Source organism: Vibrio harveyi NBRC 15634 = ATCC 14126 = KCTC 12724, assembly GCF_001591145.1.
GTDB classification, from domain to species: domain Bacteria; phylum Pseudomonadota; class Gammaproteobacteria; order Enterobacterales; family Vibrionaceae; genus Vibrio; species Vibrio harveyi.
This window is the reverse complement of the sequence record NZ_BCUF01000010.1, coordinates 69,320-82,664: the sequence shown is the minus strand read 5'-3', so window position 1 is coordinate 82,664 and position 13,345 is coordinate 69,320. Positions and strand designations below refer to the sequence as shown.

Annotated in this window: 11 protein-coding genes; 4 read left to right on the top strand and 7 right to left on the bottom strand. The window is 42.9% G+C overall.

All coding sequences use genetic code 11. From position 1 onward, the window contains the following. Window positions 1–43 precede the first annotated feature (43 nt). The gene (locus tag VHA02S_RS07705; protein ID WP_038897885.1) at window positions 44–1,030 is read right to left on the bottom strand and encodes a cytochrome-c peroxidase; all 987 of its coding nucleotides are present in this window, start codon (window positions 1,028–1,030) and stop codon (window positions 44–46) included. Between the two features lie 633 nt (window positions 1,031–1,663). On the opposite strand from VHA02S_RS07705, the gene VHA02S_RS07700 reads away from it, so the two are divergent. After that, a complete protein-coding gene (locus tag VHA02S_RS07700; protein WP_038897886.1) occupies window positions 1,664–3,256 on the top strand; it encodes a S8 family peptidase in 1,593 nt (530 codons plus the stop codon). 103 nt (window positions 3,257–3,359) lie between these two features. On the opposite strand, the gene VHA02S_RS07695 is transcribed toward VHA02S_RS07700, so the two are convergent. Next, a complete protein-coding gene (locus VHA02S_RS07695) occupies window positions 3,360–4,244 on the bottom strand; it encodes a LysR family transcriptional regulator (RefSeq protein WP_038897887.1) in 885 nt (294 codons plus the stop codon). 193 nt (window positions 4,245–4,437) lie between these two features. Here VHA02S_RS07695 and VHA02S_RS07690 point away from each other — a divergent pair, with 193 nt between their 5' ends. Beyond that, on the top strand, window positions 4,438–5,334 hold the full coding sequence (locus VHA02S_RS07690) for an SDR family oxidoreductase (protein ID WP_038897889.1): 897 nt from the start codon (window positions 4,438–4,440) through the stop codon (window positions 5,332–5,334). A 263-nt stretch (window positions 5,335–5,597) separates the two neighbouring features. Beyond that, entirely contained in the window at window positions 5,598–6,764 is a 1,167-nt protein-coding gene (locus VHA02S_RS07685; RefSeq protein ID WP_038897890.1) for a hypothetical protein, read from the top strand. A gap of 133 nt (window positions 6,765–6,897) precedes the next feature. Here VHA02S_RS07685 and VHA02S_RS07680 read toward each other — a convergent pair whose 3' ends face one another. After that, window positions 6,898–7,506 carry a LysE family translocator gene (locus tag VHA02S_RS07680; protein ID WP_009697473.1) on the bottom strand — a complete coding sequence of 203 codons (609 nt, stop codon included), beginning with the start codon at window positions 7,504–7,506 and terminating at the stop codon, window positions 6,898–6,900. Window positions 7,507–7,667: 161 nt separating this feature from the next. Between VHA02S_RS07680 and VHA02S_RS07675 the strand changes: the two genes are divergently transcribed. Continuing rightward, window positions 7,668–9,026, top strand: coding sequence for an aminotransferase-like domain-containing protein (locus tag VHA02S_RS07675; protein WP_038897891.1), 1,359 nt, complete (start codon window positions 7,668–7,670; stop codon window positions 9,024–9,026). A 223-nt stretch (window positions 9,027–9,249) separates the two neighbouring features. Here VHA02S_RS07675 and VHA02S_RS07670 read toward each other — a convergent pair whose 3' ends face one another. Genes VHA02S_RS07670 through VHA02S_RS07655 form a run of 4 tightly spaced genes read right to left on the bottom strand, consistent with a single transcriptional unit; the run spans window position 9,250 to window position 12,923 of the window. After that, window positions 9,250–10,281 (bottom strand): M48 family metalloprotease, encoded by a 1,032-nt coding sequence (locus VHA02S_RS07670; protein ID WP_038897892.1) that lies wholly within the window; start codon window positions 10,279–10,281, stop codon window positions 9,250–9,252. Continuing rightward, window positions 10,271–10,645, bottom strand: a complete 375-nt coding sequence (locus tag VHA02S_RS07665) for a hypothetical protein (protein WP_017190236.1) — start codon at window positions 10,643–10,645, stop codon at window positions 10,271–10,273. Before VHA02S_RS07665 ends, VHA02S_RS07670 begins: the two co-directional genes overlap by 11 nt. An 11-nt stretch (window positions 10,646–10,656) precedes the next feature. After that, the gene (locus VHA02S_RS07660; protein ID WP_038897893.1) at window positions 10,657–12,132 is read right to left on the bottom strand and encodes a CHASE2 domain-containing protein; all 1,476 of its coding nucleotides are present in this window, start codon (window positions 12,130–12,132) and stop codon (window positions 10,657–10,659) included. An 11-nt stretch (window positions 12,133–12,143) separates the two neighbouring features. Beyond that, window positions 12,144–12,923 (bottom strand): hypothetical protein, encoded by a 780-nt coding sequence (locus VHA02S_RS07655; protein WP_038897894.1) that lies wholly within the window; start codon window positions 12,921–12,923, stop codon window positions 12,144–12,146. Between the last annotated feature and the right edge of the window lie 422 nt (window positions 12,924–13,345).

Here is a 13,345-nt window from a genome sequence, read left to right as displayed (position 1 = left end):
AAACCGAGCAGTAGCTCGGTTTGTGTATTTAGAATGTCTATCTTTAGATATTCGGGCGAGCAGTCTCGTTAGTTGAAGGAGGTAGGTGAGGAAGAGTCACCTCTGGTTGATCACCGGTTAACGAACGTAAGAATTCAGTGATTTTAACCGATTCCTCTTTCGTCAGCTTCTGACCAAGCTGAAGGTCAGCCATCATTGCTACTGCTTCTTCTAGATCCCAAACAGAGCCGTCGTGGAAGTACGGGTAGGTGAGTTCGATGTTACGCAGTGTCGGTACTTTAAACACAAACTTATCGAAATCATTCCCCGTGATCGCTTTGCGCCCTATGTCTGGGTTGTCTGTTGCAAATGGCTTCACTAAGCCCATTTTTTGGTACATTTGCCCGCCAGCCAATGGACCACTATGACACGCTGTACAACCTTTTGCCTTGAATAAGTTATAACCCTCAACCTGCGCTGTTGTTAGTGCGTTGTCGTCGCCTTTCAACCAAAGATCGAACGGCGCATTTGGTGTACGCAACGTTTGCTCAAACGTCGCAATCGCATCGGTTACATTATCGATGGTGATTGTCTCACTGCCATAAGCTTCTTTAAACCACTCACGATATTGAGGAATCGATTTTAGCGTATCGATAGCCAATTGGTGAGTGAATGCCATTTCGAGTGGGTTCTCAATTGGACCTGCTGCTTGTTCCTGCAAATCTTTGGCGCGTCCGTTCCAAAACTGAACGAAGTTTAAGTCTGAGTTAAACACCGTTGGTGAGTTGATAGGACCAATCGCCCATTTATGACCAATGGAACTTGGTAGGTTATCGACGCCACCTTTTGCGATGTTATGGCAAGAGTTACAAGAAATGGTGTTGGAGGCGGATAATCGAGGTTCAAACCACAACGTTTTACCCAGTTTTACCTTTTTCGCATTAAGACCAGCAACCGGTTCGATCACCTTAATGGGTTCTGCGGATTGGCGCTCAGCATAAGCACCGAAAGATAGGACTGACAAGACGCTCACTGCTATAAGAGTTTTCATAATAACTTCCTTTTTAAGTGATTTTTTCACTCTCACTAGGGCGGCGTACTTCTTATTGGTACGCTCTGGAAGTCACGGTATAGCAATCGTTTTTTTCTATAAAATGCAAAAAATCGATGGTTTTTATGGCAAAAAACGATGTTAAAAGCGAACAAAGTTTGCACGATTTGATTTTGCTTGCTTTCAGCGGTGGTGGTTACTTTTTATTTACAAATATGTAAAGAATATAAACGAATGGTTCGTTGATTTAGGTCAATTATGCAATTAAGTGAGAACCATAGGAGGGAGTCCCTAGCAAAGTCCACGATTGAAGGTTTTATCTCGCTAGCTTAGGTTGGATAGAGGATATTTAACAACTAACAACTCCGATGTTTAGAGTTATTCCATTTTAGGGATTTTGCTCTAAATCTAGATGGGCTTTTACATTTCAATTTCAATAAAGCTTGGTCATTGATCATGTTTTTGAGTATGCGAATTATTATCAATTATGCATGTTGTTGCTTATTGTCTAATTTGATGGTGTAACGTCACTGCAGCACGTATTGAGCGTACTACGCTGATTGTCTGTCTTTTCGTGTTGACAGTTTGGTACTAGGTAAAAATCAACAAGACTATGATTTCAAGGAACATTCTATGTTAAAGAAACTACTAAGTTGTTGTATCACCTCGGCACTCTGTTTCCATTCTTCTCTCGCTTTTTCGCAATCGACAGAACTCCCAAATAATGCGGATTTAGCGCAGACACCTGCGTCACTGATGCTTGCGCCTAAAGACATCGCCATAGCTGATCGTTATATCGTTGTATTTCATCAACCTCAAATGATGATGAATAATTCACTTGAATTACAGCAGTTCACACAACAATCTGTGGACCGAATGTCTGGTTTGTACTCAATACAAGTGGAATCAGTATTCGACAATTCGATCAGCGGTTTCGTTGCGACGTTAGCTCCTGAACAGCTGAAAGCGTTACGTGCTGATCCACGTGTTGAATACATCGAGCAAGACAGAATTCTCACACTAGACCCAATAGTCTCGGCAGAAGTAAACCAAAGTAATGCAATTTGGGGGCTAGACCGAATTGATCAACGTAGCCTGCCTCTCAATAACAATTACAGCGCCAACTTTGATGGAACGGGCGTAACGGCTTACGTTATCGATACGGGTGTGAACAACTCGCACGTTGAATTTGCCGGACGCTCCATTTCGGGATATGACTTTGTCGACAATGATGCGGATGCCAGTGACTGTAATGGACACGGCACACACGTAGCGGGCACGATCGGCGGATCTTTGTATGGCGTGGCAAAGAACGTGAGCATTGTTGGTGTCAGAGTGCTTAGCTGTTCTGGCTCAGGTTCAACGTCCGGCGTTATTGCGGGTGTTGATTGGGTAGCTGCCAATGCTTCTGGTCCTTCGGTTGCCAACATGAGTTTAGGTGGTGGGCAATCTGTTGCTCTTGATAGCGCAGTGCAAAGCGCAGTTCAGTCCGGCGTTAGCTTTATGCTTGCAGCTGGTAACTCCAATGCTGATGCCTGTAACTACTCACCTGCGCGTGTTTCTTCTGGTGTTACTGTCGGCTCGACGACGAGCTCTGACGCACGTTCTAGTTTTTCAAACTGGGGTAGCTGTGTCGATGTTTTTGCTCCAGGATCACAAATCAAGTCTGCTTGGTATGATGGCGGTTATAAGACGATAAGTGGCACTTCAATGGCAACCCCACATGTTGCTGGTGTTGCTGCGCTTTATCTCCAAGAAAACAGTGCACTTTCACCAAACCAAGTGGAAGCGCTGATCGTTGAGCGCGCAACCAGTGGCAAAGTCACGGATACAAGAGGCAGTGTGAATAAATTGCTTTACAGTTTAACGGATGCCGATTGTGGTCAAGATTGTGGTGGTCCTGATCCAACGCCAGATCCAGAAGGTAAATTGACCTCAGGTGTGCCAGTGAGTGGCTTGAGCGGTTCAACAGGGCAGGTAGCTTATTACTACGTAGATGTAGAAGCAGGGCAACGTCTAACGGTACAAATGTATGGCGGCAGCGGTGATGCAGATTTGTATCTACGCTTTGGCTCTAAGCCAACGATTAATGCTTGGGATTGTCGACCTTTCAGATACGGCAACAGTGAGACATGTACAGTTAATGCCACTCAAAGCGGACGTTACCACGTAATGATTCAAGGCTATTCAAGCTACAACGGTGTAAGCATCCAAGCGAGTTACTAGTTACTGTTACGCATAGTAGAAAGTATCGATAGCAGTAAAATACAAAGCCCACTTGTCGGTGGGCTTTGCTTTATGGCGCTGTTTTGATGAGTCGTGATTGACGTTATTCAAACGCATGACTCTTTTGTTTTAAGAACTCGATCAGTGTGCGGACTCTTAGCGGCATTAGCGCTTTCTCTTGGTACACCGCATAAATCGGAATTTCTAAATCGTGCACATCAGGTAGGATACGTACGAGATCTCCTCGCGCTAACTCTTCCTTCATCATAAAGCTCGGCATGATGGCAAAACCAAGATGATTCAGAACGAACGCTTTGACTGTCGCAGCAGTTCTCACTTGTACCTTTGGGCTGTGAATCAAACGTGTCACCAGACCTTTGTTATTGGTCATCGTAAGCTGCTTATCACCGTGAACGATATGGTGGCTAATCCAATCCAGTGTTAAGAGATCTTCAGGTGTGGATACCGCCTTAACTTTGCTTAGATAGGTTGGGGTAGCGCAAAGCATATCTCGGAAATAACCAAGCTTGATTGCATATAAGCTCGAATCTTCAAGGGCGGAAGAGGCACGTAGTGCAATATCACAACGAGATTCAATCAGGTTGCTGTAACTGTCACTCTCAATAATATCGAGTTTGATTTCCGGGTAGAGGTGCATGAACTCACTCAGTATATCCACCATCGCTGAGCTAGGTGTGGATATCCGAATCGTACCGCTTGGAATCTGGTTAGCATCTTGCGTTTCTGCATTCGCTTCAGATGCAATATCGCCAATCAGTTTGCATTTCTCATAGTAACGCAACCCTGCGTCGGTCAATGAAAGAGAGCGAGTAGTGCGATGCAGTAAACGTGTATTTAGCGCTTGCTCAAGTTTAGAGACGATCTGCGATACACGCGCTTTACCGATATCAAGCTCATCCGCTGCTTGAGTAAAGGATTGTTTCTCTGCCACTTTAGCAAAGACCATCATGTCATCGAGTGAAATCATATAGCTTATTGTCCGGAAGTTCTTATTATTCACTATTGTTTAGTAGTAATTAACAATCAGTTTAATCAAAGGGTAATTATCTATCAATCATCAAACGATATAGTGTCTCCATCGACAGCGGGGAGCCACAGCAGCTTGGTCATCTCCGCGTTATTAAAAAGAAATTATTTAAGAATTGAATGGAGAAACCGTCATGTCAGATCGCAAAATTCTAGTAACAGGTGCATCAGGTAAACTAGGTTCACAAGTAGTAAAAGCACTGCTTGAAGAGCTAAATGTTCAACCAAGCCAATTGATTGTAACTACTCGCCATGCAGACAAACTGCAAGCGTTAGCAAGCCAAGGTGTGGATGTTCGCGAAGCAGACTTTTCTAGCTCAGAGTCACTAGAGAAAGCATTTCTCGGCGCAGACAGCATGCTGCTTATTAGCATCGACGCTTCTGGTCCTCGTACTCAAGCACACTTGAATGCTGTAGCGGCAGCGGAAAAAGTAGGGGTGAGCCATATCGCTTATACGTCGATGCCTTCTGCAGAGAGTTCGCCAGTGATGTTTGCTCATGAGCATGAAGCTACTGAAAATGCGATTAAACAAAGTCGCATCCCTCATGCCACCATCATGCGCAACAATTGGTATTTTGAAAACTTGGCAGAGTACTTCGCAAGCATTCTACAATCGGGTCATTGGTTGACGTCGGCAGCAGAAGGTCGCTCGGCTCAGTTATCACGTAAAGATTTGGCTTTTGCAGCGGCATCTGCATTAGTAAAACCAGCGCAAGGTAAAGTTATACTTCCAATGAACGGTGCACAATCTATGACACATGCGGAAATGGCGAAGGTGATAGATAAAGTGTTGGGTACATCGACCACCATGGTGAACTTGTCTGATGAGGATTACCAAGCACAGTTAGAGTCGTTTGAATTGCCTGCACCAATCGTAGAGTTATGTGTGACAATGGACAAACACAACCGTGGAAACTATTCAGACGGCACAAGTGAGGCATTTGAAAAGCTAACTGGTAAGCAGCCACAAAGCTTTGAAGCCTGGTTAGAAGCAAACAAAGCGGAGCTACAAAAACTAGCGAATGCTTAAGATGATTTGAAACTAAAAAGGGACTCATTTGAGTCCCTTTTTAAATGTCGTTGACGAGACCTTAACTATAAATTATTCATTGGTTTTAACGTATTAATAGCGAACAGGTCGAAGAGAAAATAAATGAATTTTCCCCTTCATAATGAGCTTTTGTTTAGTAATAATACCTTATTGAACGGTTACTTCATCACCACTCTTTATTCTAAGTGTCAAATTTATCATATTGTAACAAATTCTTACATTTGGTAATTAGGGCAAACTTAATGCGATATCAATCTCCTCCAAGTGACCACACCGAACAAGCACATCAATCCGTCCAAGAGCGCGCTGAACAACAGCGTATAGCTCGAAGGGAAGAACTAAAAGTTACGCAAGCAGACAATAAACGCTGGGCTGCTAACCGAGAAAGAGTCCTTGCTGAGCGCAACAACGAAAACACCGACGTCGCACTAACGCCATTAAAAGAAAAAAAGAAAAAGAGTGGTCTCAGTTCATTGTTGTGTGCAAAACCGAGTTTTTCCAAACTACCGACCAAGACAGTTGCTTATTGCTGGGTCAATACAAAAGCAGAAAGTGGCGAAGACAATGTTATTCCAAGTGTTGAAAAAGAACATGGTCTGCTGAATGTAATTAGTAATGCTAAAGTCACTCCAAAGGTGAAACACGTTATTTATGTCGATAGACGTACGAAAGGTAGAACTTGTTACGACTCACGTGTAGAGCTTCCTGAGAATGTTAAATTCGTTTCAGTTGATGAATTACTGACGAAGAAAAACATGACAACACCTGCCATTGCGAAGAAGATGACAGAGCTGTATGAGGCAAGCATCAACTACGGTAGTCCTGCCTTTGCAAAGAACATGGTCTCCTTACTCGCCCTAAATGCCGGAGATTACTTCTTCGATATCGGTGTCAGCATAAAGCCAGACGGCAATTTAGCTAAGCACCTTAATGGCGAGAGCAAATTTTCTGGCGGTGCAGTAGGTAACGGAAGCTATCTGATGGGTGGACACGACAAAGAAGCGATCGAAATGGTTGTCGAGTTCCTCTATGGATTGTACACCTGTGAAAGAGCGCCAACTGTGCATCCTAAAAAAGCAGTGGAGATCTTAGACAATCTCGATAAATCACTAACGCCAAATGAGGTGATAAGCAAGGTTGTAGATAATGCGAAATTAGACGAGCAAATCACGCCGGCTGAATTCGTTACTTATTCTCGTAAGATGGAGAAGGAATTTGCTGAACGTGGCGTTAAGACAACGATGTGTGAATATGCCCGCCACACTGACGCCGTTTTTGGTAACACCATTACAATACTGACAAATAGCGTGAAAAAGAAATTTGCGGATGGAACAGATTTCGTTAATACCCATAAGATGAGCCATATTCATAAAACAAAAGTGGAAGCGCACCACGTCCCAGTTTTGTAGAGCGCGCAGAAGAGTATTGAGCTCATCCAGTTACTCGGTACGGCGCTAAAATCAAAAACGCCCACACTTGTTCAGCAGTGTGGGCGTTTTATCTTTTTTGATTCACCAGCCAGTATTACTTAACCGTTAGTACTCAGATTGAGTGCTCCAACACTGGTAACAATGATATGAATGTTATCGCTGCTAGGCTGATATTGAACATACGCTGCTTTAATGTGGTATTGAGATAAACACGGATTTTTTGACCAACCCAGACCCAAGTCATATTGGCAAACAGTCCGAATGTCGTAAACACGAAAGTAATCAATGCGACAGATAACCAATAGCTAGAGGGGAGGCTATAACTTGTGACCAAAGCAAGTGATGCCATCCAAGCCTTCATATTACCTAGTTGAAACAACGTAGCCTGAGTTACGTTGATTGGTTTGCTTTTGGTGGCTTTACCCGCGAAAGAGTTGGTACACAACAGCTTTATTATCAACCAGAACATGTAAGCCAGACCGATGTATTTTATGGTGAGATACCAACTTGGATGAGTCTGGAGAGCAACGCCAGCACCACACGCGCAAAGCAGAATTAACCCGATAACACCAATACGGATACCAATTAGGTGTCGCCATGATTTCCGGACACCAAATTGTGCCCCTGAGTTGGCGAGCAATAAGTTATTTGGACCGGGCGTGATGGCGGTAACAAACGCAAATAAACTCATCGCTGGCATTAGGTCCCATAATGTTGTCATTTCCTTTCCTCTCAAATAAGTGCAGCTGAGCCAAGAGTAAAGGGGCAAAGTGAGAGAGACCTACATTTAATGCGTCATGGTGACAATTCTTTGATTTCATTTTCGTCAGGCCTTATTTATCCTGAATACAAGAATTAATTGTACCCCTTCGGAGAGAGACAATGTTAGTCCCTGATATATCGGGTCGTTCCGGACCTAAGTTTATGGCACTGGCTGATGCGATTGCTGAGGTGATAGAGAGTGGTGAACTCGAACCAGATACGAAATTACCCCCTCAGCGTATTTTGTCTTATCGCTTGGGTGTGACGGTTGGAACGGTGACAAGGGCGTATCAGGAGCTTGAGCAGAGGGGCTTAACAGAGCCAAAAGTAGGAAGTGGAACTTATGTTCGGAACAGAGAAACTGAACTGAACCATTTTTATCATCCGGTATTGGAAGAACAAGGCATTGATTTAGCGCGCTGCCGACCTTTGTTATTATCGCAGCCGAAATTTCTGGCGAATGCGTTGAAAGAGTTATCTCATGAGGAGATCGCGCAGGCAGCCGTGCTGGATTACTACTCCGCTGATGGCATTCAGGGTCATAACGAGACTCTTCGACAATGGCTGATGAGCAAGTTTAATATCGATATTGACGCACGGCGTCTAATGTGGACTCATGGAGGGCAACACGGGATCTCGCTGATTATTCAAGCATTAAGCCGTCCAAAAGATACTATTCTTGCCGAAGGGCTGTGTTATCCAGAGTTCATCTATGCATGTCAGCAATCCGAACGAAAGCTAGTGCCAGTAAAAGTCGATGAACATGGATTAGATCCAGAAGATCTGGCATTGCACTGTAAGAGGCATCGCCCAAAACTGCTTTATCTCACGCCGGGAATACAAAACCCGACCGGAGCTCAATTAACAGATAGCCGAAGACTAAAAATCATAGAAATATGCCGTCGTTACAATGTGTTGATTATTGAGGACGACGTTCTCTACTGCCCGCCATCTCATCGAAAGAGTCCTTTAGTCGCTATTGCTCCGGATATTACCTTATACGTGGGCAGTTTTTCTAAGTACTTCGCGGGTGGATTGCGACTGGGCTTTATCATTCTTCCATTGTCTTTCAAAGAGTTACTGCAACGAGCGCTACGAGCCAGCTGTATGTACGTTAGCCCTTTGATAATCGATCTGGTTTGTCGTTGGTTAACCAGCGAAGCGATGCAGGCGGTGGACGAAGAGATCGCGATGGAACTCAGTGCGCGTCATCGGATCTGGAAGGCTGTATTTCCCGAAATCCAGATTGGCGTCCCTGGCTACAATGTATGGTTACCTTTGCCTGAGCCATTAACAGGGTATCACTTTAACCAATCGTTGTTGAAACATGGGGTCAGAGTGAGAGAAGCAGAAATGTTTGCCGTGGGTCGGTATGAAGTGCCAGCAGCGGTGAGGATATCACTCGCCGGTCCACTAAGCCGCCCACAATTGCAGTCCGCTTTAGAGACCGTAAGAGAGCAAATCGTACGGCTCACTTAAAGGCTCTAGAGGTAATATTTAGTCATTGAAGTTTGTTTCTGTTGAAAGGCGTGTAGGAGCGAATGTTGGGAATACGTGTTTGTTCCATTCTCGTATAGAATAGACTTTCTTCACTAAATACGTAGGCTCATATCGACCAATATTTACCAATGTATTCAACTTCAGCTTGGGGAAGTGAAGTTCCGTACATCGCACCAAGCTGTTGGTATGGTTTAATATTACTCTATAGGCTTCTGTCCCTCATTGGTGTCATTCTTAAGCGCCTTTGAGTGGGGTAATTTGCCTTAATGTAGTTCGACACGGTCGTCATTCGCCAAGGAGAGGGGAGGTGTGTTTGCTTTGCTACCTGACGTAACATAGCGAAGTACTCATCCATGTCTTTATCCTCGCTCTTATTAAAACTGTCAGTCATTTTTTGAAGGTTAGCAAAGTCTTTATTTAAGTCCCCATCATTGTAATTCAAGCAACTAGCTATCCTTTCTAAGGTGTATTTTGTAGCTTGAGGGCTGTAACCTGCTTTCACCAAAATATCGACAGCAAGAATATCTGCTGCAACCTCATGTGGAACCTTCAGATTATTTGTCGTTAAGTGGAGCTTATTGTAGTTTTTTTTGAACTCATCCGCCTCTTGGGGAACTTTAATGTTCTTCAGGTATGTGTATGTTTCTTTAGCCTTTTGGGTGTGAAACTTATCCCTTTTTGACTCAATTAAACTAATTTGCTCACTATGAAGCAAAATTTTGTGGACTATTTCATGAGCCACAACAAAAAACACCTCATCTATGTACTTGGAGTCCGAGATTAAGCCATTACTAACTACAACCTTGTTTTGACTTATCACAGCTTCATACAATTTAGAGTCAGTGAGCTCGTACTCAATCGAAAGCTCGCAACCAAAAACACCATCAACTTTCCTAGCGATATCACTAACAATTTTTTCATTTTCCCTTACCCCAGAATTGTTCGTGATTTTGAAACCACTACCTGAAAACTTTTCACAAATAGGATCTTTGTTTAGCATATCAAATGGAAGGGTTTTGTATTTTAATGCTGGGGTCTCTATATCCTCAATGTTGCCACTATTAACAACCTGATCAACGTTGATTTCGAAATCCTGCAACTCAGCGAGATTTTCAATGTTAACCTTGTCACTATCAAGCACCATTGAGTCTATGGTTAGCACAGTATCCGGCTCACCCTTGATAGAACAGCCCACGAGAAAAATGATTGCAAAAAGAGTTAGTTTAATTTTCATGGCAGTCTTCCATAATTCCATGTGTCGCGTAAGTATTTTTTTCATAAGTTGAAGTGAAGGTTTTTTCCACGCAAGGCTCACTGACATCAGCCTTAATCTTCAGCTTGAGATCCATCTGATGGATGTACTTTATTGCGCCATTTAGCTTAAGTTTCACCATCCCATGTTTTGTCACCTCCAATACTTCAATCTGTTCCTCACTTGGATCTGGCAGTGTAGAAGCTTTAACAAAAGCACATGTTTCAAGTTCTGTCGGGCTAGTGCAAACTTCAATCTCACTCGAACTATATTTGACCACTGTGTTTACAGTCGCTCCAGACGGAACCGTGTAAAGTAACAAAATTGCCCAAAGTAATTTTCTCATATAGCTTCCTTTTAAATATTTTGTGAGCGTCCAAAGCTTAACTTGGATAGTTTTTTTTGAATCCACCTAATTAACATGGATAGTTTTATTTGAATCCACCTAATTAACATGGGTCTGATCAGCATACTGACACTTATCAAAGTTATACTTGTGAGCGCAATCCAGTTAGCTGGACCAGTCGCTTCTTGAATGTTCAAAACAACGGCACAAACAATTACCGAAAATAAAACAAAAGTGATAAAAGCCCCAATGGTTGGAGCATTAACCTCCGAGTCGTCACGGTACTGGTGATTTTTTAGATAAATAGAAACTCCGAGAATAACTGTCTGAAGGAGTGCCTGAAGCAGATCAAAATGCGAGAAATCACAATTTTTTGCGATGGGACAGTTTTCAATTGCATTCTGTGAACGCCAGTAATCGTCATCAAGGGAGACTAGATTTACAAAAGCCATTGCATGAAAAAACACACCATCAAGTTGACCATGAACAGGTGAGGTAACCAAGTCAGAAGAACCAGTCAGCTTGTATCCGATAAATACCGCTCTATCTCTAATAACATCACGTAAGGCTTGGTTGTCTGTGGCGTTTCCTTCCAGAAACTCACTTGCGCTAAGGGTTAGGATTGGTGGGCATTGAACTCTAAGTTCAGCCAAATCCTCCTTACTTTGAAAGGTGCTTACAATATGTTTCTCAAATGCCTCAATAAAAGTTCGCTGATTTGATTGGCACCCATCTTTAACATTTAGAAAATCTAGTTGTTTGTCGCTGTATTTATTGTTCCAGCGAACAACCATGGGTTCATCATGTGGTTCATTGCTTTTAAACAATTTACAGTCTGATGTTTTGCAAAATTCCTCGTAAACAGTCATGGCGACAGTTGGATAGATCTCCCCATTGTGATTGATTGTTAATGGGTAGCGATTGGGTTCTCCTCTCCATGAAACAGGAGTTAGGATGGCACTTTGACTCAGTTTGTGTCTAGCGTTATTCGGGTCATTCAGTCTCCAGCTTTTATCAAAGTCTAAGTCTTGAGCTAAAAATACAGGATGGTTTTTACCTACCCGTTTAAGAGTGTTCGCCCAGTAATCGAAATCTTTCGAATGTGGGTAACTCTGAAGTATGTCGATAAATATCGAATTAGGGTTGTATCCACTTATTGCTCTCAAAATCCTTGCAAGGCTATGATAATCCACAGGGTAGGTAAGGTTGCGACTCTCAATTGTGTATTCATCAATCAACACAACAACCGCTGAATCCAACCGTGCATCAAAACTGGAGGCTGTAACATCAAGGTATACCAGCTCACTCTGCTCTTGACTGGTGTTTTTAAGTCCCAGTGGGTTAAACAAGATGAAACACGAAATAAGGAAAGCTTGGAGCAATGAATAAAGACCCCAAAAAACCTGACGGCACCCACGCTTAAAGCCATCTGAAATGAATATTCCCCGAACTTTTTTAGACACGGTCTTAAATTGATTTATCAACACATTCAAACTCCCTACGCACCATCTTTATGAGGCAGCATGAAGTAGGATGAGTAGTAACATTGCTCGAATGCATCGCGCTCTGACGTCATAGCTTTTACCTCACCAATAGAAAATGGAACGGCTATTAGAGTTAGAAGCGCTATATCACCCTGTAGAAGAGTTGTTGAGTTAAGAACACCATCCGTGCTACCAATAAAGTGTGTATTAGGGGAAAAGACAAGCGAGTTCCTATCAAGCCCGACACCACTTCGACCAAAGAAAAAGCCAACTCTATGTACGGGGAAGCCGACATGGTTACCCTCAAATCTTTTTCCCTCCATATAGAACATTGAATAGGCGGTGTTTGGTGTTGGGTATTTGATTGTGTATTTGCTGTTGTACCAAGGACTACGAACAGAAGAGAATGGCACAGCTTCCGTTTTACTCGTGTTTAACTGGTAGTCAGCGTCAACGCCACCAACCACTCGCTTTTGAGGCTTTCCATTTTCATATCGCCACAATAGTCCGCAATTCTCGCCGGAGAATGAGCGGATCGCATGATAAAAGCCGTCTTCGTTAAGAATGCGATCTTTATCCAGCCACTCATTTTTAAACTTCATATCTTTGTAATAGAGCCACAAGATATTCTTGGCATCTTTGCTAACAGGGTAGACGTGCGAACGCTCTATTGCCTCGTGGTAAGCGAATGCGGCTGGAGCATCAGATAGCTTAGGGTATTCGTGACAGAAAACTGAAAAACTGAAGAATGATATAGACAGGTCGCACTCACTAAAGTGCCTCGCTAGTCCCATGGAACACCTCCTGTGTAACACCGTACTGCAATAACTTACATGTCGTGTTTCGATTGATGAAATAAACTCAATGAATAGCTAACCCCATGAGTGAACAACTCGATGAAAGTACATTTGCTAGCCCAGAATACCACTAGATAAGAAATCCTAAATAATAGTGAGGCAGATTTGTGATGCAGTATAATTAATATACAACTACCCGCATCGGCATTTTATTTGATTTGCTCCAGTTAAATTGGGTACATCACTAAGCAGCTTTGCTATACCAATAGTTAACCGTATTCTTGTAATTTAAGTAGTTACTCTAAATTGTTTCCCAAAAAACATGCCAAAAGAAAGAGCAGCTAAACATTTTGCGTTCTCAGTTCTACAAACACCCACACTTATATGAAGGTGTGTGCGTTTCTCTTTTCTAATTCATT

Bases quoted from the DNA above. Each gene is read 5' to 3' on its own strand.
- VHA02S_RS07675 (WP_038897891.1), top strand. From the start codon at position 7,668: ATGTTAGTCCCTGATATATCGGGTCGTTCCGGACCTAAGTTTATGGCA.
- VHA02S_RS07685 (WP_038897890.1), top strand. From the start codon at position 5,598: ATGCGATATCAATCTCCTCCAAGTGACCACACCGAACAAGCACATCAA.
- VHA02S_RS07705 (WP_038897885.1), bottom strand. From the start codon at position 1,030: ATGAAAACTCTTATAGCAGTGAGCGTCTTGTCAGTCCTATCTTTCGGT.
- VHA02S_RS07680 (WP_009697473.1), bottom strand. From the start codon at position 7,506: ATGACAACATTATGGGACCTAATGCCAGCGATGAGTTTATTTGCGTTT.
- VHA02S_RS07655 (WP_038897894.1), bottom strand. From the start codon at position 12,923: ATGGGACTAGCGAGGCACTTTAGTGAGTGCGACCTGTCTATATCATTC.
- VHA02S_RS07700 (WP_038897886.1), top strand. From the start codon at position 1,664: ATGTTAAAGAAACTACTAAGTTGTTGTATCACCTCGGCACTCTGTTTC.
- VHA02S_RS07670 (WP_038897892.1), bottom strand. From the start codon at position 10,281: ATGAAAATTAAACTAACTCTTTTTGCAATCATTTTTCTCGTGGGCTGT.
- VHA02S_RS07665 (WP_017190236.1), bottom strand. From the start codon at position 10,645: ATGAGAAAATTACTTTGGGCAATTTTGTTACTTTACACGGTTCCGTCT.
- VHA02S_RS07695 (WP_038897887.1), bottom strand. From the start codon at position 4,244: ATGATTTCACTCGATGACATGATGGTCTTTGCTAAAGTGGCAGAGAAA.
- VHA02S_RS07690 (WP_038897889.1), top strand. From the start codon at position 4,438: ATGTCAGATCGCAAAATTCTAGTAACAGGTGCATCAGGTAAACTAGGT.